General features: G+C 70.4%; 17 protein-coding genes and 2 pseudogenes. 7 read left to right on the top strand and 12 right to left on the bottom strand.

What is annotated here, in order from left to right:
- Positions 1–6 precede the first annotated feature (6 nt).
- The 7 genes and pseudogenes from mmuM to OOK40_RS16800 all read right to left on the bottom strand — a co-directional run bounded on the left by mmuM (position 7) and on the right by OOK40_RS16800 (position 5,409).
- Complete coding sequence (mmuM, locus tag OOK40_RS16830; RefSeq protein WP_266484379.1) at positions 7–930, bottom strand: homocysteine S-methyltransferase; 924 nt, start codon at positions 928–930, stop codon at positions 7–9.
- Positions 931–935: 5 nt separating this feature from the next.
- Positions 936–1,859 (bottom strand): LLM class F420-dependent oxidoreductase, encoded by a 924-nt coding sequence (locus OOK40_RS16825; protein ID WP_266481921.1) that lies wholly within the window; start codon positions 1,857–1,859, stop codon positions 936–938.
- A gap of 405 nt (positions 1,860–2,264) precedes the next feature.
- A pseudogene (locus tag OOK40_RS16820) lies at positions 2,265–2,714 on the bottom strand (DUF6099 family protein); the annotation flags it as partial.
- Positions 2,715–2,895: 181 nt separating this feature from the next.
- Positions 2,896–3,231, bottom strand: coding sequence for a nucleotide pyrophosphohydrolase (locus OOK40_RS16815; protein WP_266481919.1), 336 nt, complete (start codon positions 3,229–3,231; stop codon positions 2,896–2,898).
- Positions 3,228–4,364, bottom strand: a complete 1,137-nt coding sequence (locus tag OOK40_RS16810; protein ID WP_266484377.1) for an ATP-binding protein — start codon at positions 4,362–4,364, stop codon at positions 3,228–3,230. The genes OOK40_RS16815 and OOK40_RS16810 overlap by 4 nt, the downstream gene beginning before the upstream one ends.
- 116 nt (positions 4,365–4,480) lie before the next feature.
- The gene (locus OOK40_RS16805; RefSeq protein ID WP_142213204.1) at positions 4,481–4,879 is read right to left on the bottom strand and encodes a cell division protein SepF; all 399 of its coding nucleotides are present in this window, start codon (positions 4,877–4,879) and stop codon (positions 4,481–4,483) included.
- Between the two features lie 98 nt (positions 4,880–4,977).
- A complete protein-coding gene (locus tag OOK40_RS16800) occupies positions 4,978–5,409 on the bottom strand; it encodes a nuclear transport factor 2 family protein (RefSeq protein WP_266481913.1) in 432 nt (143 codons plus the stop codon).
- A gap of 107 nt (positions 5,410–5,516) precedes the next feature.
- Here OOK40_RS16800 and OOK40_RS16795 point away from each other — a divergent pair, with 107 nt between their 5' ends.
- Positions 5,517–6,086, top strand: a complete 570-nt coding sequence (locus OOK40_RS16795; protein WP_266481911.1) for a PadR family transcriptional regulator — start codon at positions 5,517–5,519, stop codon at positions 6,084–6,086.
- A gap of 340 nt (positions 6,087–6,426) precedes the next feature.
- On the opposite strand, the gene OOK40_RS16790 is transcribed toward OOK40_RS16795, so the two are convergent.
- From OOK40_RS16790 to OOK40_RS16775, 4 genes are all read right to left on the bottom strand, one after another.
- The gene (locus OOK40_RS16790) at positions 6,427–7,686 is read right to left on the bottom strand and encodes a TIGR02679 family protein (protein WP_266481909.1); all 1,260 of its coding nucleotides are present in this window, start codon (positions 7,684–7,686) and stop codon (positions 6,427–6,429) included.
- A gap of 92 nt (positions 7,687–7,778) precedes the next feature.
- Entirely contained in the window at positions 7,779–11,999 is a 4,221-nt protein-coding gene (locus OOK40_RS16785) for a TIGR02680 family protein (RefSeq protein WP_266481907.1), read from the bottom strand.
- On the bottom strand, positions 11,996–13,243 hold the full coding sequence (locus tag OOK40_RS16780) for a TIGR02678 family protein (protein WP_266481905.1): 1,248 nt from the start codon (positions 13,241–13,243) through the stop codon (positions 11,996–11,998). Before OOK40_RS16780 ends, OOK40_RS16785 begins: the two co-directional genes overlap by 4 nt.
- The gene (locus tag OOK40_RS16775) at positions 13,240–14,925 is read right to left on the bottom strand and encodes a TIGR02677 family protein (RefSeq protein WP_266481903.1); all 1,686 of its coding nucleotides are present in this window, start codon (positions 14,923–14,925) and stop codon (positions 13,240–13,242) included. The genes OOK40_RS16780 and OOK40_RS16775 overlap by 4 nt, the downstream gene beginning before the upstream one ends.
- Before the next feature lie 576 nt (positions 14,926–15,501).
- Here OOK40_RS16775 and OOK40_RS16770 point away from each other — a divergent pair.
- From OOK40_RS16770 to OOK40_RS16750, 6 genes and pseudogenes are all read left to right on the top strand, one after another.
- A complete protein-coding gene (locus tag OOK40_RS16770) occupies positions 15,502–16,470 on the top strand; it encodes an RNA polymerase sigma factor (protein WP_266481900.1) in 969 nt (322 codons plus the stop codon).
- An 85-nt stretch (positions 16,471–16,555) separates the two neighbouring features.
- Positions 16,556–16,849 (top strand): annotated as a pseudogene (locus tag OOK40_RS35265) (alpha/beta fold hydrolase); the annotation flags it as partial.
- A gap of 139 nt (positions 16,850–16,988) precedes the next feature.
- Positions 16,989–17,462, top strand: a complete 474-nt coding sequence (locus tag OOK40_RS35260; RefSeq protein ID WP_323136085.1) for an alpha/beta hydrolase — start codon at positions 16,989–16,991, stop codon at positions 17,460–17,462.
- A gap of 131 nt (positions 17,463–17,593) precedes the next feature.
- The gene (locus OOK40_RS16760; protein WP_266481898.1) at positions 17,594–18,283 is read left to right on the top strand and encodes an alpha/beta fold hydrolase; all 690 of its coding nucleotides are present in this window, start codon (positions 17,594–17,596) and stop codon (positions 18,281–18,283) included.
- Positions 18,284–18,397: 114 nt separating this feature from the next.
- Positions 18,398–19,234, top strand: coding sequence for an alpha/beta fold hydrolase (locus OOK40_RS16755; protein ID WP_266481896.1), 837 nt, complete (start codon positions 18,398–18,400; stop codon positions 19,232–19,234).
- A 77-nt stretch (positions 19,235–19,311) separates the two neighbouring features.
- Positions 19,312–20,163, top strand: coding sequence for a GNAT family N-acetyltransferase (locus OOK40_RS16750; protein WP_266481894.1), 852 nt, complete (start codon positions 19,312–19,314; stop codon positions 20,161–20,163).
- 26 nt (positions 20,164–20,189) lie between these two features.
- On the opposite strand, the gene OOK40_RS16745 is transcribed toward OOK40_RS16750, so the two are convergent.
- Positions 20,190–23,063, bottom strand: coding sequence for an AAA family ATPase (locus tag OOK40_RS16745; protein ID WP_266481892.1), 2,874 nt, complete (start codon positions 23,061–23,063; stop codon positions 20,190–20,192).
- Positions 23,064–23,206 lie beyond the last annotated feature (143 nt).

Here is a 23,206-nt window from a genome sequence, read left to right as displayed (position 1 = left end):
CGTCCCCTACCGGCCGCCGCCCTCGGTGACCTCCGTGACGGCCCTCGCGAGCTCGGCGATCTGCCCCGGCCCCACCCGGCAGCAGCCGCCCACCAGCCGGGCTCCGGACGCCAGCCAGTCCCGCACCCTGCCCGGGTTGTATGTCGACCCGCCCCGCCACCCCCTTTCCTCGGCGTTCCACCGCTCCCCGCTGTTCGGATAGACGACGACCGGCTTGGCGGTGACCGCCGCCGCCAGCTCCACCGCGCGGTCCGCGTCGCGCGGATCGCAGCAGTTCACCCCCACCGCGATCACCTGGTCGCGTCCTGCGGCCAGGGCGAAGGCCGCCGCCAGCTCCTGCCCGGCCCGGGTGCGCTCGCCGGTGATCGTGTACGAGAGCCAGACCGGCAGCCCGTACGCATCCACCGCCCTCAGCAGGGCCTCCGCCTCGTCGATGTCCGGCACCGTCTCCAGCGCGAGCACATCGGGGCCCGCCGCGACGAGAGCCTCGATCCTCGGCCGGTGGAAACGCTCCAGTTCCCGCACGGACAGCCCGTACCGCCCCCGGTACTCGCTGCCGTCCGCCAGCATCGCCCCGTACGGCCCGACCGATGCCGCGACCCACACCTCGCCCGGAACCAACTCGCCTGCAGTGCGGGCCAGTTCGACACTTCGGGCGAGCAGCCCCGCTGCCTCCTCCCGCGCGACTCCATGCCGCACAAAGCCTTCGAAGGTGGCCTGGTAGCTGGAGGTGATCAGCACCTGCGCGCCCGCCCGCACATAGGCTGCGTGCGCCGTCTCGATCTCGCGGGGATCGTCGGCGAGCAGCCGCGCCGACCAGAGCTCGTCGGACAGATCGCAGTCCTGTGCCTCCAGCTGGTTGGAGAGGCCGCCGTCGAGGACGACGACACCTTCGGCCAGGGCGGCGGCGAGGGGGCGGGCCGGGCGCACAGGGATCAGCTCAGCTGGCACTGGACCTGGGCCGAGATCAGCTCCAGGTGCTCGAGGTCGTCGAGGTCCAGGACCTGGAGGTAGATCCGGGACGCACCGATCGCGCCGTACCGCCCGATCTTGTCGACCACTTCGTCGGGCGAGCCGGCCAGGCCGTTCGCCTTCAGTTCCTCCACCTCCCGTCCGATGGCGGCGGCGCGGCGCGCCACCTCTGCGTCGTCCTTGCCCACGCAGACGACCAGGGCGTTGGAATACACCAGGTCGTCCGCGCCACGCCCGGCCGCCTCAGCGGCGGCGCGGACCCGGCCGAACTGCCGCTCGCTGTCCTCGATCGAGGCGAACGGGATGTTGAACTCGTCGGCGTACTGCGCGGCCAGTCTCGGAGTGCGGGTCGCCCCGTGCCCGCCGATCAGCACCGGCACCTTCCCCCGGACCGGCTTGGGCAGCGCGGGCGAGTCGGCGAGCTGGTAGTGCCTGCCCTCGTACGAGAACGTCTTTCCGGTCTCCGTGTCCCACAGCCCGGTGACGATCGCCAGCTGCTCCTCCAGCCTCGCGAACTTCTCCTTGGGGAAGGGAATGCCGTACGCCCTGTGCTCCTCCTCGAACCAGCCCGCGCCGAGGCCCAGCTCGACCCGGCCGCCCGACATCTGATCGACCTGCGCGACCTGGATGGCCAGCACGCCCGGCAGCCTGAACGTGCCCGCGGTCATCAGCGTGCCGAGGCGGATCCGCTTCGTCTCGCGGGCCAGCCCGGCCAGGGTGATCCAGGCGTCGGTCGGTCCGGGCAGCCCGTCGGCGGACCCCATGGCGAGATAGTGGTCGGAGCGGAAGAAGGCGTCGAATCCGAGGTCCTCGGTGGCCTTGGCAATGGTCAGCAGGGTGTCGTAGCTCGCCCCTTGCTGGGGCTCGGTGAAGATTCGAAGATCCATGCATCCATCCTGCACCTTCGAACGGCCGTCAACCCCACGATCCTGGCCAGACCCGCACCGGCCCGGTCGAGTGAGAGTCCTCAGCCCGTCGGCGCCCGCTGCCCATCCCGCCCAGCGCCTCCGACGTCACGCCGACCCCGCCGACGCGTCCACCGCGTCGACGGATATGCCCGCGCCGTCCGCCGATCCGGAAGAGCCGGGAAGTCCCGACGGGCTCGGAAGTCCGGAGGAGCCTGGCGGGCCCGAGGAGCCCGACCGTCCGGGGGAGCCCGGCGCGCGGGAGGGGGCCGGCGGGCCCGACGGCTCCCGCACCCCGGACACCCTCGGCCCCTTCGACACCACGGGAGCCTCCCGCACCTCCGGTGCGGCCGCCGGACCCGCTCTGCCCAGGACCGCTTCGGGAGGTCTGTCGCCGTCCCGCACCGTGAGCCGCCGCAGCATCCCGCGTACCCGGTCGCTCGACTCGTCGGCGGCGTCGATCGCCTCGATGCACTGCCAGTACAGCCCCTCCTCGTCGGTGGAGCACGCGACCCCGACCAGGGCGATGCCTACATCCGCCAGCAGCACACTCAGCCCGATCAACGTCCTTCGCGCATCAGCCACTTCGGACAGCTGCGCGGCTCTGACCCCACCGCTGCGCACCATCGGATGGTCGAGCACCCCGCACCCGCGTCCACCGATCTCGCTGAGCCCTCTTGCCTCACCTCTCAACTCCGGCGGTCCGTACGCCGCCAGCCTGCTTCCGATCGCCTGGGCGAGGGCTTGCGCCTGCCACGCCTCCGCCACGATGTCGGGCACTTCACGGCTCTGCGCCAAGGCGTGCCGACTGAGCCCGATGAGCCGCTCCGCGTCCATGTGTACGCCGCCCCCGTTCGTACGACTTACTGCCCACTCAGTTATTACCCAGAGTGAAGGCGGTTGAGCCTGAACGCCAGGGGAATTCGGAAATCTGTGGACACCAAGGCCGTTGTGGATAACTCGACAACTCCATAGAGTGACGACGCCCTGATTGCCGGGGTATGAGACCCGCCCGGAATCACTTCGCCGGGAAGCGAATCTCGTTCCGGTCGATCTTTTCGGAGAGCGCCGCCAGCACGTCGATGCCGAGCACCTCGCAGAACTGCAGGAGATACGCGAGCACATCGGCGACCTCGTCCCGCACCCGGTGCGCCGAGTCCTCCTTGTCCATCACCCGGGCCGACTGCTCGGGCGTGAGCCACTGGAAGATCTCAACCAGTTCGGACGCCTCGACGCTCAGCGCCACCGCCAGATTCTTCGGGGTGTGGTACGGCTCCCAGCCCCGCGCCGCCGCGAACTCCGCGAGCCGGCGCTGCAACCCCGCCACATCCAGTCCGTCGTCTTCTCTCGTCACGTCACCAGGTCTACCACCGTCACACCGTCAACTCCGCGCGCATACGACGCGTCGGCGACCGCCCCCACCAGCCGGACATGCCCCCTCGCCGCCATCTCCACGCCCAGTGCCACCAGTTGGCGCGCCTGCCGGGGATCCATGCAGCGGTCGAAGCCGTCCGAGAGCACCGTGAGCGCCTGGTAGGCGGCCGGGACCTCGGCAGCCTGGTCCATGGCCAGCACCCCCGGCCCGGTGAGCAGCACCAGGGCGAGGGCCAGATATCTCAACTCGCCCTCGCCGAGCCGCCCCAGGGGGGTCGCGACGCGCGCTCCGCCCCGGCCCAGCAGCGCCCGTACCGTCCCGTCGCCCAACTCCTCGACTGCCAGCTCCTGCACCGTGCCCGCGCACCCCAGCCGTGCCGCCGCGGCCAGCCGCGCGTGCCGGATGGCGCACTCGCTCCGCGTCCGGTGCAGCACCTCGGCGAGGTTGTCGCAGCCGCGCCGCAGCCGTCCCTCGCCCGCCGCGACCGGCTCGCGCATCCGGTGCGGCTGCGGATCGCAGGCGAAGACCGACCTCAGCGCGACGACGACCTGCTCGGCGGCCGCAAGCACCTGTAACTGGCCCTGCGTCTTGCCGGCCACGCGCAGCGGCAGCAGCGCCGTGCCGAGCCGGTCGTCCGGGAGCGGTGCGCGCGTGACCGCGACCGCACCGGCCGTGTGCCATGCCGCCTGCACCGTGGACCGTCCGGGATCGCGCAGCGCGGTGGCCAGCAGGATCCGTCCGCCGTTGGTCAACCGTTCACCGACGACGCGCAGTTCGGGCTCGGCCTGCACGGCGAGGTCGAGTTGTACGGGACCGGCCGGGCCGTCGACCGTGCAGCCGATCCTGAATCCCCGCCGCCCCTGTCCGTCGACCTCGGCCGACTCCGGCACACATGCCGAGGGATCGGGGAAGACGCTTTCGAGCTCCTCGCCCGCGCCCAGCCGTGCCAGTGCCTCGTACGCCTGCAGGGCACTCGATTTACCGCTGCCGCTGGCGCCCGCGAAGAGCGTCAGCGGACCGAGGGGGAAGTTGGCGCCCCGGTGGGTCCTGAAGGCGGAGAGCCGCAGTTCGGTGACGGTGGGGCGGGCGCTGTTCGCACCGGTGGGCGGCATGTGTGCGGGTCGGGTGCGTGCGGGCGTGAGCGGGGGCCCTGTGGGGGAGGTCGCGTTCATGATCGGGACGGTACGCAGCGCGCAGCGCGCGGAACCGTTCCCTCTGCACGACCTTCCTACGAACGGGGGACTGCGGCCGCCGCGATCCCTTCGACCTCCGTGCCGATCGGCGCAAGGAGGAAGACGTTCCGGTCGACCCGGTGCATCCCGCTGCCGAGTCCGAAGACGACTCCGCTGCTGAAGTCCAGGATGCGCTTGGCGACTTCGGTGTCGGCTCCGGTGAGATCGAGCAGCACCGGGATCTGCGCGACGAGGTATTCGGCGACCTCGCGCGCGTCGGCGAAGACCTGGACCCGCAGCACGACGAAACGACGCTGCTCGGCCGCCGCGTAGTCCTGCGGAACCGTGCGGTGGTCGACTCGCGAGGGCCACTCGTTACGGCTGCGCAGTGGGACGACCTGGGCCAGGCCCTCCCACTGCTCGTCAGTGACGTCGTACCTCTCGTACCTACTCATGCGCCCCATCCTCGCGCCCCTCACCCGTTCGGCCCAACAGCGACACGGGCGAGTCGGCCATGGATCGATGCGCGCATCGACAGCGGCCCGATGCGGGGTCAGCCCGCGGCAGGGTCGGGGACGAGGCCGGCGGCGACCAGACCCGCGAAGACCGCGTCCCTCATGACCTCGACAGCGGACAGGGGGCGGACCATCACGGTGAACTCCTTGATCAGGCCCGCCTCGTCGAACTGCAGGAGATCGAGGCCGTGAATCTCCTTGCCGTTCACTACGGCCCGGAAGATCAGGATCTCCGAGGGGGTCTCGTCGCCGTTCGTGCTGGTCTGTGCCGTGCCGGCGAGCTGTCCGACATAGCGGAAGTCCTCGAAGGTACGCAGCAGGACCCCGAGGAGACCGAGCACCATCGGCCGCCCTTCGAAGGGGGTGAATTTCACCGGGCTGTAGAAGCGGATGTCCTCGGTGAACAGGTCTTCCAGTGCGCTGAGATCCCGCTTCTCCACGGCGGCGCGGAAGCGTTCGGCAGTCTCCATGATTCCTCCTGATGCCCGCATTCTTACCGGGACTGATTACTCAAGAATCTGACTAGTCACTTTCTTGAGTATCATGCGGACAGAGACCGAGGGAAGGGGCTGCCGCGATGGCTTTGCGACATGCCGTGCTGGCGGCGCTGCTGGACGGCGAACACAGCGGCTACCAACTGGCCAAGGCGTTCGACGTCGGCGTCGCGAACTTCTGGCACGCCCTGCCCCAGCAGCTCTACGCCGAGCTGGCCCGACTGGAGAAGGACGGGCTGGTCACGGGTCGGAAGGTGGTGCAGGAAACCCGGCCCAACAAGCGCCTGTTCACCGTCACCGACGCAGGTCTCGCCGAGCTGGAGCAGTTCGCCGCGACCGCGTCCAAGCCCTCCTTCATCCGCGACGACCTGCTCGTCAAGGTCCAGGCCGCCGACCGCATCGGCACCGGGCCGGTGATCGAACAGCTCGAAGAACGCGCGTCCGTCGCAGCCGCCAAGATCGAGCTCTTCGGCAAGCTTCTGCGGAAGATGCGGGGCGAGATGGACGAGGAGGAGTTCCTGCGCCGGGGCGAGCGGATCGGGCCGTATCTGACCTGTCTGCGCGGTCTGGCCTTCGAGGAGGACAACCGCGCCTGGTGCCTGCGGATCGCGGCCGTTCTGCGCGAACGGCAGCCGGACCGCGCACAGTTGTGAGTCGTACGAAATTGCCCAGGCCGGCCCGCGGCGTTCGAAGACCAGGTCCCGGGCCGTGCCCAGGGCCGTGGCCACAGCCCCCGGTCACGGCCCTGACAGCCGGGGCAAGCTGTCGGTACCGTGGTACGGAACCTCGGGCCGCGGTGCTGCCTCCCCAGGCGTCGGCAGAGTGCCGCGCGTCAGTTCCCCCCGTCCGCGGGCTCAAGGTGACCGTTCACGGCAGACGGCTGCTCGTCGAACGGGCCGGGTCGCACAGCGAGGCAGAGCCGGCGCGGGCGGTGGCTCTGCCTTGTGCGGGCCAGGTCAGGCAGTGGGCGTGCCCTCGATGATGGGATTCGTCTCAACGAGCCTGCCTCTCCAGGTCCGAAAGCAAATCGTCGAGCACCACTTCTTCTTCGACACGAACACCGCGTTCGGCGAGAGCGGCGGCAAGGGCGGGATCCCACGGAGTCGCAGCGGGTGCGCCCGTCAGGTCCGGGACCTCGGTCAGCCTGGCCGCCGCCGCCCGATAGTGAGCGGCTGTGTAACGCCATGGCCGCCACGGGACACTTCGCCGCAGCGCCGTTGCGATGCGCACGCCGCCCCAGTCGAAGTCGCCGTGGTAAAGAAGCCCCGCTCCCTGGGCGGACAGGCCACGCAGCAGAGTCAGCGCGGCGGCTGAGGGCTGTCCCTGGAGGCACACCATGGGCGGGCAAGCCCGGCCGAAGGTGTCGGCGGCGGCGGACAGGACGGCCGGGTTCTCGCAGACGTGGACGGTTCCCGTCGTCGTGACGGCTGGGATTGGCATGTGACGGGTGAGGGAACGCAATGTCAGGACCGCGGGCTCACCGGCGTCGGCCATCCAGTCGAGGGACGGGGTACCGCGCAGGTTGAGGGAGAGGACGGTCGATGACACGTCGTCCCTGAGCAGACCCGCCGAAGCCCATGCCTCCCGTCGCCATTCGGCACCGGCACCGTCAGGGAAGCCCGTGAGGGAACGGAGCCCCGACAGGACGAGAGCGGCGAGCGGTGTCCCCTCGTCCAGGGCGTGGGCGCCCGAGAGGTTTCGTGCGGCGAACGTGGCGCGTGACATCGGGGGTGACACGGGCAGTGAACGCAGCGCGCGCACGGCAGCGTCCACCAGGGGCCCGGCGGCTTCCGGTGTGCGCGCGAGGCGCCGTACAAGACCGTCCTTGCGGATCCGCTCCGCCCAGTCGGCCAGCTCGGCGTCGAGGGTGCCGAGCGGGGCGTACGCCTCCTCCCAGGCCCGCTCCTCTTTGTCCCGCGTCGCCGCGTGCAGGGTGACGGGGCCCGTAAGTGCCACCACGGCCGCACCCAGGCCGTCAGGGCTGACACCGGAGCGGCGCAGGATCGCGTCCACGGTGTCGAGGCGAACGGTCAGAGAACGACCGGCTCGTGGTAGGCGTCCCAACAAACTCTCCGCAGCGCGACGTTGGGATTCGTCGGGGTGGGACAGGGTGACGGGGCCGGTGATTGGTCGGCCACGTGCCATCCGCTGCCGGGTGCGGTCCACGAGCCAGGCCAGGCCGGGATCACCGAGCAACCGGCCGAGGCGTTCGGCGTCGACCTGTTCGCCGTTCGGCGGTGTCGCGGAAGGCACTACTGCCACGGTGTCCGCCGGCCTCTCCCGCCCGGCCCGTCCACAGGTTCCGGGCAGCTGACCGGTCTGCGAGGACGGAGGCACCGGAGCATTCACGTCCACAGGGACTCCTGTTCTCCGGTGCCGTCGGCGACGACAGTCCGTCCCGGCCCGGCTGACGGCTTGTTCGCCTCAGCGGCCACTCCGTCGGAGACGGCGGCAAGAGAGGGCCCTGTGTACACGCTCACCTGTCCACCGGGCTCCGTGCCGCGCCGTCGATCGCTGCCGTCCCACTCCCACCGGGTCACCAGCACGGCGGCGATGTCGTCGACGCGCGCGAGCTGTGCGATGGCGATTCCGGGGACCTGTGGGTAGCAGGCCCATTCCCGTTCGCTGGTCATGACGACGTCGAGGTCGAAGGCGCGCAACAGGCCGAGACACTTGGCGCGCGAGTCGTCGTCCACGCCGGCGAACGCCTCGTCGAGGGTGACCAGGCGTGGGGCGTGAGCGCCGCCCGCGCTCGCGTAGTGGGAGGACGCCGCGGCGAAGAGAGGCACGGACACCGCCAGGACCCTTTCGCCGCCCGAGGCGGGCCCGGTGGCCGGTACCCATTTCCCGTGCTGGTGACGTTCGACGCCGAACTCGTGCCAGGCCCGGTAGTCGAGGGCGGCGGTGAGATCCTCCAGCCAGCTGCCGACGCTGTCGTCGGCCTGCCGACGTGCGATCTGCTCCTGGAGGAATGCGCCGACCGCGGCCCTGTCCTGTGGCGACCAGGCGTCGGCGGACTGGCGCAGCCTTTCACGGGCATGTGCCAGTCCCTGGGGGGCCCGGCGGGACGCCCGCCACACCAGCCGCAACTTCATTCCGGTCGAGGTCGGGCGCTCCTCCAGTTCCGTGTTCATGGCGCGCACCTGCCGTTCGGCGGCACCGATCAGTTCCTGGAGCGTGCCGGCGACCTCGGTGATCAGATGGGTTTCCAGGATCTCGCGCTCGTGCGCGGACAGGATGCGGGTCAGCTCGGCGACTTCGGTGGCGAGGGCGTCGGCGAGTTCAGGAACGGCCCGTTCACGGCCCTGGTAGACGATGTCGACCCGCATGCCGTCCTCGCTCGGACGGGCGGTGGCGGTGTGGCCATGCCGGGACAGCGCGTCCTGCAGTCTGCCGAACTCCTCGCTCAGCCGTTTCTGCACGCGTTCCCAAGCCGCGTCCGAGTCGTCGGTGGAGGAGAGCTGGGACTCGATGGCGCGAGCGAGGTTGACGGCCGGGGTAGCCGCCCACGTCCCGCCGTCGTCGTCCGGTACGACGACGTCGGGAAGGGCGACAGCGAGCAGTCCTGTCGAGGCGAACCGCTGAAGAGCCGCGATGGCGCGTTCACGCGCGGCGGTCGCATCGGTGACATCCTCAGCGAGCCGCTCGATGCGCCCCTCGGCGTGGCTGGCACGCCGGTCCGCGTCGCCGAAGTCCGCCTGTGCTCGCTGCTGTTCGCTCTCGCAGACGCGGACGGCCGCCGCTGTCTCCTCCAGCCGCCGCTGGAGTTCGGCGACGGCCGCTCCGACGGTGGAGCGGAGTGTCGTGAGGCGTTCGTCCGACGCCGCGGCAAGACGGGCCGCTTCCGTCGTGCGCTCCGCGAGTTCGGACACGCGGAGTTCGGCCCGGCCGGTCTCCACCTGCTCGCCGGTGACCGAGCGCTCGGCTTCCGCGCGTTCACGCAGCGCGGGCCACAGCGCAGCCAGGAGAGCGGCGTGGTCGGCGAGCGCCTGGCGCACGGAACCCAGTCCCGTCCTGTCGGTGGGAAGGTTCAGGGCGGCCGCGGTCTCGGTGAGCCCGACCGCCGCACGGTCGGCCTTCCCGGCCGCCAGGGCCAGTTCTGCGGCCCGCTCGTCCTGTCGGGTACGGGCACGGTGGGCCGCGTCGGCCGCGGCGGTGACGCGTGCGTGCGCATGACGCAGGTCGTCGTCACCCGGTACCGCGGCGAGCTCGGCGTCGAGCACGCCACGGCGCTCGGCCACGGCGCGTAGTTCCTTGGCCAGTTGCTCCCGCTCCGCCTCCAACGCCTCAAGTTCGGTTCGCAGTTCGCCGATCCGGGCGCGGCGCGCCTGTTCTCGCGCCCCTTCTCCCACGTACTGGGCACTGTCCTTGGCCCAGTTTCCGGTCAGCGCGCCGACGCGGAAACGCCCGTCCGTGGAGACCCAGGTGTCGTTGCCGTCGGCCTCCCACGATGCCTCTTCGGACCTGTCGCCGTTCTTTCCGGCCAGACCGATCCAGGCGAGCAGACGCTCGACCGTCCCTTCCCCCACGGCGGCGGCGCGCACGTCCGCGTGGTTGACCGCCGGGCACAGCGCGCGGTCGAGGCCGCCCCCTCGGGGCGGGCCCATGGGGTCGAGCAACACGTCGTGGCCGTCCGCTGAGACCGCGGAGCCGTCCGGCCGTACCCAGGCGTCGAGGAGCCCCGACGCCTCCAGCGCGGCTTCCAGTCCCGCGCGTTCGGCCTCGGTCACGTGGGGGCGGAAGTCGACGAGCCGCCACAGCGGGGCACCGAGGCCTCGGTCCCGGACATCGGGTGTGCGCGTGTACGGAGCGGCCGGACCGCGCTCCCCGCCCGATTCAAGGGCGGTCAGCTCTTCTGCCGCCAGGCGGTGCCGTTCCGCCCTCGCCACCTCGCGGTGAGCCAGACCTGCCGCCCGGTCGGCCAGCCGGGAGGCGACGGCGCGATGGGATGCGGCAGCCGCCGTCCGTGCCGGGTGAGGGCCGTCCAGACTGCTCGCCCAGTCCTGAACCGCGTCCAGGACCCCCGCCAGTCCAGGTACCCGCAGTTCCACACACCCGGAGAGATGTTCCTTCACGGCCGTGATCAGCACACGTCCTGCCTCGGTGACGCTCTCCTCCGCCTCGGCCAGCCGCTCCCCGCTGTGCACGACCTCCTCGTCAGCCTCATCGGCGCGCAACTGGGCGGCCCTGCACGTCTCCTCGGCCCGCTCGGCTCGCGTGGCCAGTTCCTCCATGTGGTCGACGGCGCGCCGCCTGCTCGCTGTCGCCTCGTCCGCTTCCCGGCGCAAGGCCGCATCGGGGGCTCCCTGTGTCCTGGGGACATCGAGCCGGGCCGCCGCGGCACTCTCCGCCACGCGGCTCTGGATGTCGTCCAGGGCCTCCTGACCCGCGGTGAGCCGATTACTCGCGGTGGCGAGCCGGCCCAGGGCCCGGGTGTGTGCTTCGGCCGCCGTCTGCCGGTCCGCCTTGGCACGCGTCAGTTCTCCTGCCGTGCGGGAGGCGTCGACCGCCGCCTGATCGAGTGCGTGGGCGTCGCGCATCTCGGGTCCGGACCGCAGTGCGGCGTCCTGGGCGCTCAGCCGCGCGGCCCGCTCGTCGAGTGCGACGCCCCTCTCCTGGGCCTCCTTCAGGTCCGCCACAGCCCGGTCGCGGTCGCCCTGTGCCTTGAGGAGTTCACGCTGGAGGTGCTCGTACCGGGCGTGTTCGCGGCGGGGCAGGCGAGACCGGCGCCGGGAGGCGATACGGGCGTAGCGCCGGTAGTGGTCGAGGAACCCCGACGAGGCCTGCTCGGCCTCGCGGGCCGCTCGTAGCTCCTCCTTCTCCTCGTCCAGCGACCTGAACGCCTCCGCCGCGTCGGCGATCACCGCCTGGTCCATCGGCGGCAGCGCCTCGGTCAGCGCCCGGGACAGGGCGGCTTCGTTGGGGCGCTTGGACAACTGGGGCTGGCGCAGCTGGATCAGGAGGTCGACGAGCGCGCCGTAGCGCCGCTCCCCGAGCCCGAACAGGGCTTCATCGACTGCTCTGCGGTACGTCTTCGCAGTGTCGTACACCATGCCGCGGCTGCCGACGGCCTCCGCAAGCCGGTCCCGGGACAGAGCCGTGCCGGTCGCGTCCAGCAGGTCGAGGCCGGCGCCGATCCGCTGGTCCGTCAGTGCGAACCAGTGGCGGGCGATGCCGCGTCCGGCGACCGCTTTCAGCCCGCAGAGCAACGTACGGAAATGCGGCTCGCCGGTGCTCTCGTCAAGTCGTCCGAACTCGATCCAGGTGTAGCCGAGCCGTTCCGGATGCGGGTGTTCGCCGCCCAGGAGCAGGTTCCACTCCATGCGCTTGCCCGGGTCGCCGTCGGGCTCGACGCGTCGGGCGGAGAGGTCGCCGTCCAGCAGGAACGGCAGGGTGAGGGCGAGCACCTTCGACTTGCCGGTGCCGTTGTTGCCACGTAGCAGCAGCCGGCCGTCGCGGAACCAGAACTCCTCGACGTCGTAGTGGAACAGGTCGACGAGCCCGATGCGCAGGGGCCGCCACCGGCCGGGCGCGGGGCTGGGGAGCGCGGTCAAGGCGCGGTTCACCTTTCGTCCTTCGGGGTCGTGTCCGGCAGCACGGCCGAGTGGCGGGCTGGTCCTGGTTCCCTGACGACGGGCTCGCCGACCGCGTACCGCGCGAGGGCCGGTCGCGGCACGACGCCCCGTACCGTGCGCTCGGCGAGTCCCAGCGCCACCAGCTTCGTCAGCGCCTGCTCCACGAGTTCGGGCTCCGCTCCCGGCTCCCTCGCCGACTTGGACCAGAAACCGCCGTGCTCCACAGCCAGTTCCCGTACGCGGGACGCCAGCTCCGCCGGTTCGACAGGCCCGGCGGCCCGCGCCAGGTGTCCTGCCAGCAGCAGGGTGATGTGACCGTGTGTGCCCTGCTCCGGCATGCGCACGTCCGTCAGTTCGTCCATCGGATCGGCCAGGGCGATGCCTTCGGCACGGACCTCCGCTACCAGTCCGGTCAGTTCACTGATGCGGGCGGTGATGAAGCCGCGCTGCCGCGTGAGGTAAGCCAGTTCGTCGTCGGTCAGGTCGTCGTAGTAGAGCACCGGGTCGTCGAGGAGCCGACGGGTCAGCTTCCAGCGGATCGCACGGAACCTGAGCTCGTCGCTGTCGAGCGCGGTCTGTGCCGTCATCTCCACCAGGCGTTGCTCGAAGTCCTCGGCGTCGATCATGGAGGGGCCGCGCAGGGACGCCGGCATCCCGGCCAGCACGCGCCGCCGCACGTCGTACAGCACGTCCCCTGATCCACTGACATATGCCTCCTCGTCACCGGCCACCCGCCGCAGCACACCGAGCCGCAGCAGCAGTCGTACGACAGCCGCGAGGTCGAGGCGCTCGTCGCGCCGCTCCAGGGTGAACGTGATCCCGGCGGCGACGAGTTCGGGATCGGCCGCGGCCAGGACGACCTGTTCAGCGAGGCGTCCGAGCGCCACCTGCGACTCGCCCCGCTCCAGCGCGGCCAGCGTCAGGCAGAACAGGACGTAACGGCGGCGGGTGAACGGCAGGGCGGTCCGGGCGGCCTCGCGTGCGGGGTGCGTGGCGTCGGTGAGGGTGCCCGGCGTCTTGCGCAGTCGTGCGGCGTCGGCGTCCGTGCGCAGCGTCCAGCCGACGTTGCGCTCGAACCACTGCCGCAGTTCGGCAGCGTGCCGGCGCACGAGCCGGAACTCGTCGGCGTACGGCCCGTCGGCGGTGAGCAGCGGCTCCTTCAGCAGGGCTCGCGCTGCCCGTTGGAGGTCGGCCTCGCGCTGGCCGTCCAGGACCTCGGCCAGGGGGCCGGTCATCGGTCCTCCGTGAAGTGTCGGGTGTCGCGGGAGGGCTGGAGGGCAGCGCCCTGCCGCGGGACGGACACGGTCGCGGGCTGCGGACCCGACACGGCCTGGGCAGAGAACGGCCCGGCGGGCGCACCGACCCCGCCGCCCATCCCCGCCGTGAGGTCGATGATGTCGATCAGATGGTCGGGACCGCTGAGCACGCCGTCCGGTGTGTGCACTTCGGCCGTCGAGCCGTCGTCGAGCGCGGTCAGCCGGATCTCCATCGTGCCGTCCCCGCTGGTGGCCGCGGTGGTCGTCATGCCCGGCCGCCAGGTGGCGAGGGCGTCGCCGAGCAGGCGCAGAAACAACTGGAAGGCGAGTGGGTCGAGTTCTCCCAGACGGGAGAGCCGGACCGGGCCGCCCGTCGCCAGGCGGTCCCGTGCCGCGCCGGCCTGCTCCGCCTGCCGGGCGGCGATCTCGGCGAGCCTGCGCTTCGCCTCGCCCCGGTCTGCCACCCTGCGCGGCTTGCCGCGCCTCTCGTAGCTGCCGGTACGGCGCAGCTGAGGGCTGATCCGCAGCGGTCGCGCCTCGCCCCACGGGGTCGAGGCCGGCTCAGGGGCGGCCGTCCGTTCGGCAAGGGTGTCGGCGTCGACGGTGAGGTGCCGGGAGGAATACAGCCCGAACGCCACCCGCCACAGCCGGTGCCTCGCCGCATCGTCCGGCGCCTGGGCGAACCAGCGCGCCAGCGCGCGGAAGTCGGCAGAGCGATCGGATCGCCCGGCCCGCCGCTCGTTCAACTGCCGTACGACGGCCAGGAGCTGCGGAATCGAACCGAGCGCCCGCCCGCGCAGCAGCCTGGCCTGCGACTCACGCCCCTCCGCCGACACGAACCACTGGGCGAGCCCGGACCACCGAGCGGCCCACTTCTCGTACGCCGCCGCCTCCGCATGCTCGGCGTCCTCGGGAGCGGCATCGGCGGCGTCCCGGGCGGCGGCGACACGCAGCAGCGGCCCGACCCGACCCTGCGCCTCCAACTCACCGATCAGCAGCGCAATCCGGCCGCCGAGGGTGATGAGGTCCTGGATGAACCGCTCCAGGTACTGGATCAGCCGGTCCTTGTACGCGAGGAACGCCTCGACCTCGATGTCGTGCAGGTCGATGGTGCGCTGGAGCGACCCCATGAAGGCCCGGGCGTTGTCCGCGAGGTCGGTGAAGCGCGCCGTCAGCACGGATAGGGCGACGTATGCCTTGGCCGGGTCGGGCTCGTCCTCCGACGCGATCACGAGCAGCGCCCGCAGCTGCGTGACGATGTCGTGCAGGGCGACCGCCTGGAGTTCGCCACGCCGCCCAAGCACCTCGTCGTACGTCCCCAGCGCCGCCTCGGCCGCCTCACCGGCCCGCGTGAGCTGGTAGATGAACCGCTTGCGGTAGAAGTCCTCGACCGCCGTCACCCGCGCGGTGTCCGGATCGGCCCGCAGATTGCCCCAGGTGACCAGACTGTCCAACGCCTTCACCACCGACTCCACGTCGGCCGGCCGACTCCCCGCGTCCAGTGCGGCGTACACGTCCTCCGGCCGCAGATGCACCGCGAACCGCTCCTTGGCGGCGAGGAACGCACGCATCACCTGCCGGTAGAGGGCGGCGTTGGGAACGGTGAGGTGGGCGAAGGGGCCGTAGTCGGGCTGCTCGGGGCCCTCGATCCGGGGTGTCATCGTCGATCATTCTTCCCGACGAGCGCCCCCGCCCAGGCGAGATATCAGAATCCGCCTGATTTTCCGCATCTCCGCCTGCACACGTAGGCGCCCTCCAGCGACGAGGCCCTGCGCCCCGCCTGGACTGGTGCGTCGAGGAGCGGCAGGACCGGCGTGCACGTCACTCGTGTCGGCCCGGTCGTCCCGCGTTCGCCCATGCGCGCACCGGCCGCGCATCCGGACCCATCGGGTGCCGGAAGGGTGAGATCGCTGCGAGGCTGGCCCCATACATCTGCGACGGATGCTGGCGCATCAGAGATCCGGGTTTGTGATCTGTGCGTCGACCATCGAGTCCGAGATCCGAGCTGCTGTGGCCGCCGAGCTTGCAGGCACGGAGTACGTGACAGGCACGGTTCGGAGCATCTGGGGCTTCGCTCCGCCATCGGGGCCCGGGACCAAGTCCGGCTGCCCTGAAGGCAGTACGCCGCCACCCGCGCGGGCAGGTCCGGCGACGCGGCTCACCCGGGCAGGCCGTGACGCCACTGAGCCGCGCGCAGTACCGTCACACGCACGACGGGAGACTGGAAGAGGAACCCCATGAGCCCGAACGCAGGCGAAACCGTACGCCTCGAGGACGCGCCGCTCACGCGTGCCGCGCAGGCAGGTGACGTCGCTGCCCTCGGTCTGCTGCTGGAACGACACCGGGCGGGTATGCGCGCCGTGGCGGTGAGCATTCTGGGGCCGGGTCCCGATGTCGACGACGTGGTCCAGGACGCGGCGGTGACCGCGCTCCGTCGTGTGGGCGACGTCCGCGACCCGGCGGCCGTAGGCCCATGGCTGCGGATGATCGTGCGCAACACCAGCCGTTCCCTGGTGCGAGGCTCCGTTCCCTTCCAACCGCTCGACGATCTGCAGGTGCCCTCCACTGACGCCGGTCCGGAGCGGTGGCTGGAGCACCACGCGATGCGGGACTGGATCTGGGAGGCCATAGAAGAGCTTTCCCCCGCACTGCGGCTGCCCCTGGTGCTGCGTCACTTCAGTACCCACGTCACGTCCTACGAGCAGATGGCCGTCGCCTGCGGGGTCCCGGTCGGCACGGTCCGCAGCCGGCTCAGCCAGGGACGATCCAAGCTGGCGACCGCCCTCGCCGCCACGGCGGACGCCCCGCACGGCGACACCGCGCAGCGCACGCGCGCCAGCCGTGTCGAAGCGCGCGAGACACTGGCCGCCGCCGAGAGCGGACACTTCGGCAGGCTGCTCACAGAGCGCTGGTCCCCCGAGGTCGCCCTGCTCAGGGGGAACGATCCGGTGGGCGGCTGGAGCCGGTTGGTGCGCTCCATGGACAGCGACGTCGAGGCCGGTGTACGGCAGCGCCTCGTTCATGCCGTGGCCGCGCGCTCGCTCGTCATCTGGGAGATGGACATCCTCAACCCCGCCGACAACCCCGAGCACTGCCCGCCCGAGGTGGCCTGGCTCATGACCCTGGACGAGGCCGGCCGCGTGCACCGGCTGCGCCTGTTTCACCCCAGGCCGGAGCGGGCCACCAACCCGCTCCTTCTCGCGTGACGGCCATCACACGAGAAGGGTCGAACTTCATTCCGTCTCCAGCGTCCTGTCGGTGTCGTTGACACCTGCCGGATACGGAGACCCCATGACGACCTCTATAACCGATCCTCTGGCCGTCGGAACCCACACCGTCGAAGTCGACGGAGTCGTGCAGCGCTACCACGTGCACGGCACGGGACCGGTGTGCGTCGCGCATTCCGGCGGGCCGGGCATTTTCTGGGAGTACCTGCGCATGCCCGCGCTGGAGCGGCACCTGACGGTCGTTTATCCGGAGCCGGTCGGCACCGGCGCCTCCGGCCGTCTGCCGTCCCACCCCCACGGCTACACCCGGCCCCGCTACAGCCGGTTCCTCGGTGCGCTGGTCGAGCACCTCGGCGTCCCCGACGTACACCTTCTGGGCCATTCGCACGGCGGCTTCGTCGTCCAGTACCACGCCCTGCACTGCCCCCGAGCGCGTCGCCGGGGTGATCCTCTACGACAGCGCGCCGGTGACCGGTCCCGAACACGCCGCCGATGCCATGCTCCAGGTGCAGTCGTTCGCCGCGCGGCACGCCGACAACCCGGAGCTCCCCGAGGTCCTGGCGGCTTTCCAGGCCATCCCCACCATCTCCGACGACGTACGGATGACAGCCGTCGCCAAGGGGCTGATGCCCTCGTACTTCGCCGACTACTGGGGCCGGGAGGAGGAGTTCGCCCCTCTGCGTGCCTCGCTGCGGTCCGCCCACATCTCCGGGCTGGACGAGAACCTCTCCCCGCATGTCGTCGACGACCGTGCGGACCTCGGCTCACTCACCGTACCGACCCTCGTCGTCGTCGGCCGCCACGACGTCATCTGCGGGGTGCGGTGGGCCGAGGAACTGCACCGGCTGATCCCTGGATCGGAACTGCTGATCCTGGAGAACAGCGGGCACTTCGGTCACGTCGAGGAGCCCGCTGCCTTCTCGCAGGCGGTGACGCGTTTCGTGACGACCACGGCGCGCAACACGCAGTGAGCGTCCAGCCGGCCGAAGCCGTTCGCCGCGCCCATACCTAATAACTAGGTCATTTGGTCGAAGCCCGCGCGCACGGTGCGACCTAGTTTGTACCTGCCCGGAAGGCTTTCCGACACTCAAGGAGCAATCGCATGAGTACCGTCAAGAACATCGTTCTCGTGCATGGAGGATTCGTCGACGGCTCCGGCTGGCAGCCGGTGTACCGCCTCCTGACCCGCGACGGCTTCAACGTCAGCGTCGTGCAGAACCCGACCCACTCCCTCGAAGGCGACGTGGCGGTCACTCACCAGGTCCTCGGCGCCCAGGACGGGCCGGCGGTGCTCGTCGGCCACTCCTACGGAGGGGCTGTGATCACCGAGGCCGGCATGCACGAGGGCGTGGCCGCGCTCGTCTACATCTCGGCCTTCGCACCGGACAAGGACGAGTCGGTCGGCACCCTGATCGCCAACCCGGCTCCCGACGCCCCCGTTCCGCCGATCCTGCCGCCCCAGGACGGCTTCCTCTTCCTGGACCGTGAGAAGTTCGCGGCGTCGTTCGCGGCTGATGTGCCGTCCGAGGACGCCCAGTTCATGGCCGACTCGCAGGTTCCCTGGGGTGTGGGGGCGCTGGGCGGAACGGTCACGGAAGCCGCCTGGCGTGCCAAGCCGAGCTGGTATCTCGTCGCGACCGACGACCGCATGATCCCGCCGCCGGCGCAGCGCGCGATGGCCGAGCGAGCCGGAGCCACCGTGAGCGAGACCGCCGCAAGCCACGCCGTCTACGTATCCCAGCCGGAAGCCGTGGCGGAGCTGATCAAGCAGGCCGCAGCCCACCAGGCGTAACCCGCACCCAGCCTGCTCCACAGCAGGCGCCGCGCCACGCCGGCCCCAACGAGCGTGAGCTCTCGCGAATCCCGACAGGATCTCGTGCCTTCGCCTGAGGAGAAAGCCAGGAACATGCGCAAAAAGGTCGTACGTCACGGAATAATTGCCGCGGCCGCTGCGGGCGCCACAGCGGCTGCCCTTCTGGCATCGACGGCTTCAGCGACACCGGCGTCCACCCGGACCGACGCCGCCAAGCCGACGGTGGTGCTCGTGCACGGCGGCTTCGCCGACGCGTCCGCGAGCTGGAACGGTGTCATCAAGCAGCTCCAGAACGACGGCTACCAGGTCGTCGCCCCCGCCAACCCGCTGCGTGGACTGCCGACCGATGTGCCCTACCTGGCAAGCGTCCTCAAGTCCATCAAGGGTCCGATCATCCTCGCAGGCCATTCCTACGGCGGCGCGGTGATCACCAACGCCGCAGCCGGCAACCCCAACGTCAAGGCGCTTGTCTACGTAGCCGCCTTCGTTCCCGACAAGGGTGAGAAGCTCGGCGAACTCATCAACAAGTACCCGGGCACCGAGATCCCCGACGCGGTCAACGCCGTGCCGTTCCCGAACCAGGACGGCAGCACCGGTTCGGACCTCTACCTCAAGGCCGACAAGTTCCGCAGCGCTTTCGCCGCGGACCTTCCCGTGTCGGTCACCAACGTCATGCAGGCGGCTCAAAGGCCCTTCAGCGCATCGTCCTTCTCCGACGCGACCGAGTCCGCCGCCTGGCACACCATCCCCGCCTGGGGATTGGTCGCGACATCGGACAAGGCCATTCCGCCGGCGCTGCAGCGCTTCGAGTACCAGCGCGCCAATGCCCTTGGCACGGTCGAGGTCTCGGGTGCCTCCCACTCCGTCATGATCAGCCACCCCGGCGCGGTCACCAAGCTCATCAAGAGAGCCGACCGCGGCACGCGCTGATCGCCGTCACTCCTCCGCGACAGCCCGCCTGTTCCCAGGCGGGCTGTCCGCTTCGCTTTCTGAAAAGAAGAAGATTCATGACCAGTCTCGTTCAGCCGTCCGTCGCGGAGCAGTCCGAGGCGGAAGCACTCTTCCGATTCGAGACGGAGGCTTCCGAAACCGTCCGTACCGCCCTGGGAATGAGCGCCGCGCGGATCGGTGGCGCAGTGGTGCTTTCGATGCGCGAGGACACCACCCACTTCTGGAGCAAGGCCCTCGGCTTCGGTGTCACCACACCGGTCACTGCCGAGCTGATCAGCGAAGTCTGTGACTTCTACCGGGCGGAGCGGACTCCGCGGGCCGTCTTCCAGATCGCACCCGCCTTCCTGCCCGAGGAGTGGCCGGAGATATGTGAGCGGGAAGGCATCGTCCCGGATTCGTCCTGGGTGAAGCTCGTCTGCCCGACCGACGAGGCTGTCGCCCGCGCCGACGCCCTGGAGGTGTCCCCCGACAACATCAGCGTTGCCCCCTTGGAGACGGGCCGAGCCCCTGAATGGGGAAGGGTCATGATGCGGGCATTCGGCATGCCGGTCGAGCAGTACGGGGAAATGGGCGCCGCGACCGCGACCCGGCCGGGATGGCATCCCTTCGCCGCCTGGCTGGACGGGGAGATCGTCGGAACCGGAACCCTGTACGTCCGCGGTGAGACGGCGCAGATGTTCGCCGGCGCCGTGCTGCCCCACGCGCGCAACCGCGGTGGCCAGACCGCTCTGCTGGCCGCCCGGGCCCGAGTCGCACAGGAGCTGAGGTGCCGTCTGCTCATCGCCGAGACAGGCGTCGAGGCCCCGGGGACCCACAACTCATCCCTTCACAACATGCTCCGACTCGGCTTCCAAGTGGCCTACGAACGCCGCAACTGGAGCTGGCGGCTCACGCCCGACGAGCGCTGAGGAAGCCTGTTACGCCGGCGGCCGATTCACGGGGGCGGGGGCGCGCTGTCTTCGGGCGCAGGTGGTGGAGGCGGCTGGGACAGGCCGGTCAGAGCGTCACGGAGTCCGGCACGCGAGGTGACGCTCAACTTCCGGAAAGCGCCCCGCAGATGGGCGGCCACGGTGCGAGGAGACAGGAAGAGCTGTGCGGCTATCTGCTTGTTGGTCAGCCCCGTAGCAGCCAGCCGCGCTATCTGCCGCTCCTGCGGAGTCAGCGGTGAGTGCAGGTCTACGCCGATGACGACAGCCGTGACCGGGATTCCGCTCGCCCGCAGCTCGTTCGCCGCTCGCGCACTCCAAGGCGCCGCTCCCAGGCGTTCGAACGTGCGGAGCGCGGCGTCCAGGTGTACGCGGGCCGCGCCGCCCGCTTTGGCTCTGCGCAGTCTTTCGCCGTAGGCCAGGCAGATCCGGGCCCAGTCGAACGGCCATCGCTCGGCGTCGGGCGTGGCGATGGCTGCTTGGAACAGATCATGATCGATGAAGCCCGGGGTGGCCATGGCCTCGGCAGCATCGGTCAGCATGGCCAGCCGCGGCGAGATCGACGGGATGTCGGTCTTTCTGACCGCCTCGACGTGCGCGGCTGCTTCCACGTGGCGGCCGGTGCGCGCCGCGGCTTCGGTGAAGTCCAGCAGGAGCCACAGAGCGTGCGGCACGTGCGCTGGCAGCCGACCGGGCGTGCCCACCACGCTCAGAAGGCGGTAGGCAGCCTCGAAGTCGGCGCTGCCGAGCGCCGACAGGGCCCGGACATGGGAGGCGTAGACACGGAGCACTCCCAGCCCTCGGGGATTCCCCCAGGAGATGAGGCGGTCCGCGACTTCTCGCGCGGTGTCGCTGTCACCTCGCGCGGCGGCCAGCAGACCCCGCAGGAACTGGCCTGAACATGCCAGCAGGCGGTAGTTGTACGTCGCGCACCAGCCGAGGCCCTCGTCAGTGGCCTCCAGGAGCTCGTCCCACTGCCCACTGGTGTAGGCGTCGTTCGCCAGGAGGAAGAGCCCCTCGATGGCCAACGTGATGGCTCCGCCGTTTCGGCCGTCGTCGACAACCCGCCGCAGCGCGCTGCGACAGCCTGGCAGGCGGTCGACATAGGCCGCGGAGACAGCGGTCCGAATGATGCGGGTGGGGTCGGTCTCCTGATGGAGACCGGCGATGAGCTCATCGAGACCGTTGAGCACCGACAATGCCGCGTGGGCCGGATCACCGAAGGCGCCCCGCAACACCGGGAGCAGGGGGTCCGAAGATCCCATCCGAAAGCGCGTCACGGCGCTGTCGAACGGGTGCCACAGTTCCGGCCGTCCGCCGAAGAAGCACACCAACAGCAGGGTGTTCAGTGCTTCACCAAGGATGTTGTCGTCGCCCCCGCCAGGCAGGTCACGGCTCTCGATGGCGCCGACGAGTAGCCGGTGAGCGGTGTCCACATCCCCTTCGCCGTTGAGGAGTTGGCTGGCCGCTGCCGCGGCGGCCGCCAGGGAGTCGGTGCCGACCGGATCGGCGCGGCCGGCATGGTCCAGCAGAGCCTGTACGTTGCGGAGATCACCGGTGATGTTGGCGCCCAGGCAGGCCGCCTCGGCCAGCCTTCGTCCCTTGGCCGTCCCCTTGCTGCTCAGCTCCGAGGCGCGCAACAGGGTGGTGACGGCACCGACGGCGTCACCACGGCGCAGGGTGCTGTAGGCCACCTCGTGCAGGAGGGCGGCCACCCGATCGTCGGGGCCCACGGCCGCGTTGGCGAGGTGCCGGGCCCGGCGTTCGGATCCTTCCGGGAACTCCCCGGCGAGCGCCAGATGTCCCCACCGGCGCTCGGCGCTGGTCGACAGGTCCATGACTGCCGAGCGGGTGAGCGGGTGCCGGAAGACCAGCCGGCCTGTAAGCGCGTCTACCTGCACGAGTCCGGCCCTCTCGGCAGGACCCAGCTCGGCCAGGCCGTCAGGACCGCCCCTGGCCTGCCGAAGAACGTGCAGGTCACCCGAGCCGTCCAGGACGGCGAGCAGAAGCAGTTGACGGGTGGCGTCCGGGAGCGCGTCGACCCGGGCGGAGAAGATCCTCTTGAGCCGCTCGGTCAACGGCAGCACGGTCGGCAGCGTTCCTCGCTCCGTCTGCTGAGCGTCATTGAGCGTGACGGGCAGCTCCAGCAACGCCAGAGGGTTTCCCCGGGCCTCTGCGACAAGACGTCGGCGGACCCTGGCCGCCATGGCGGGGAACTGCTCTGTCACCAATGCGTGGGCCGATTCGTCATCCAGGGGCTGAACCTCGTGCGTTGGTGTCCCGGTGCTGCTCAGGAACGACTCGTCGCCGGTCCGGGACGCCGCGAGCAAGGCGATGGAACCGGTGCGTATGTAGCGGGCGACGGTTCCCAGAATCGCGCCGCTGGGCCGGTCCAGCCACGCCACGTCATCGATGATCAGAGCAAGAGGACTGCTCTCAGTGGCGGCCCGGGACAGAAGAACATGCACAGCGTTCGCGACGGCGAGCAGCTCGGTCGGCTGCCCCTCGGCGAGCCCCCGGACCGCCTGGAGCGTTTCCGTCTGCCGCACAGGCAAAGCGGGAATCTCTTCGGCCAGCGGCTGCAATACCTGATTCAGCGCCGAAAAGCTGACACTCTCCTCGAACTGCGAGCCGGCGACACGCAGAACCCGGAAGCCCCTCTCGGACGCGCGCAGTGCCGCGGCGTCCAGCAGCGCGCTCTTACCCACCCCGGCCTCTCCGGACAGCATCAGCGCGGTACCCCGCACGACCGCTGCCCCGAAAAGCCTGTCGATGGTCGCCAGCTCCCTTGACCGTCCAAAAAGACGACCCGCCGGGTTCACACGGGAAGCGCCGGCGTGGTTCTGGTCGCCTCCCGGGGCAGGCGGTGCAGGAGATGCCATGAGACCTCCGATAGTGGTCGGACACGATCAGCTACATGACGCGAAGAGAGCCGAAAAGTTCGACGTCCACACAGTGTCCTGCATCACACCCTCGGATCTGAGGATGATCAGGCGCACCGGGCCACACGCAGGAATGAAGACGA

The organism is Streptomyces sp. NBC_01481 (assembly GCF_026339995.1).
Classification (GTDB): domain Bacteria; phylum Actinomycetota; class Actinomycetes; order Streptomycetales; family Streptomycetaceae; genus Streptomyces.
The sequence above is the reverse complement of the archived record's forward strand: the minus strand, read 5'-3'. Positions and strand labels throughout refer to the sequence as shown.

Bases quoted from the DNA above. Each gene is read 5' to 3' on its own strand.
- OOK40_RS16805 (WP_142213204.1), bottom strand. From the start codon at position 4,879: ATGAGTAGGTACGAGAGGTACGACGTCACTGACGAGCAGTGGGAGGGC.
- OOK40_RS16825 (WP_266481921.1), bottom strand. From the start codon at position 1,859: ATGGATCTTCGAATCTTCACCGAGCCCCAGCAAGGGGCGAGCTACGAC.
- OOK40_RS16770 (WP_266481900.1), top strand. From the start codon at position 15,502: ATGAGCCCGAACGCAGGCGAAACCGTACGCCTCGAGGACGCGCCGCTC.
- OOK40_RS35260 (WP_323136085.1), top strand. From the start codon at position 16,989: ATGCTCCAGGTGCAGTCGTTCGCCGCGCGGCACGCCGACAACCCGGAG.
- OOK40_RS16800 (WP_266481913.1), bottom strand. From the start codon at position 5,409: ATGGAGACTGCCGAACGCTTCCGCGCCGCCGTGGAGAAGCGGGATCTC.
- OOK40_RS16755 (WP_266481896.1), top strand. From the start codon at position 18,398: ATGCGCAAAAAGGTCGTACGTCACGGAATAATTGCCGCGGCCGCTGCG.
- OOK40_RS16810 (WP_266484377.1), bottom strand. From the start codon at position 4,364: ATGCCGCCCACCGGTGCGAACAGCGCCCGCCCCACCGTCACCGAACTG.
- OOK40_RS16780 (WP_266481905.1), bottom strand. From the start codon at position 13,243: ATGACCGGCCCCCTGGCCGAGGTCCTGGACGGCCAGCGCGAGGCCGAC.
- OOK40_RS16775 (WP_266481903.1), bottom strand. From the start codon at position 14,925: ATGACACCCCGGATCGAGGGCCCCGAGCAGCCCGACTACGGCCCCTTC.
- OOK40_RS16760 (WP_266481898.1), top strand. From the start codon at position 17,594: ATGAGTACCGTCAAGAACATCGTTCTCGTGCATGGAGGATTCGTCGAC.
- OOK40_RS16795 (WP_266481911.1), top strand. From the start codon at position 5,517: ATGGCTTTGCGACATGCCGTGCTGGCGGCGCTGCTGGACGGCGAACAC.
- OOK40_RS16750 (WP_266481894.1), top strand. From the start codon at position 19,312: ATGACCAGTCTCGTTCAGCCGTCCGTCGCGGAGCAGTCCGAGGCGGAA.
- OOK40_RS16745 (WP_266481892.1), bottom strand. From the start codon at position 23,063: ATGGCATCTCCTGCACCGCCTGCCCCGGGAGGCGACCAGAACCACGCC.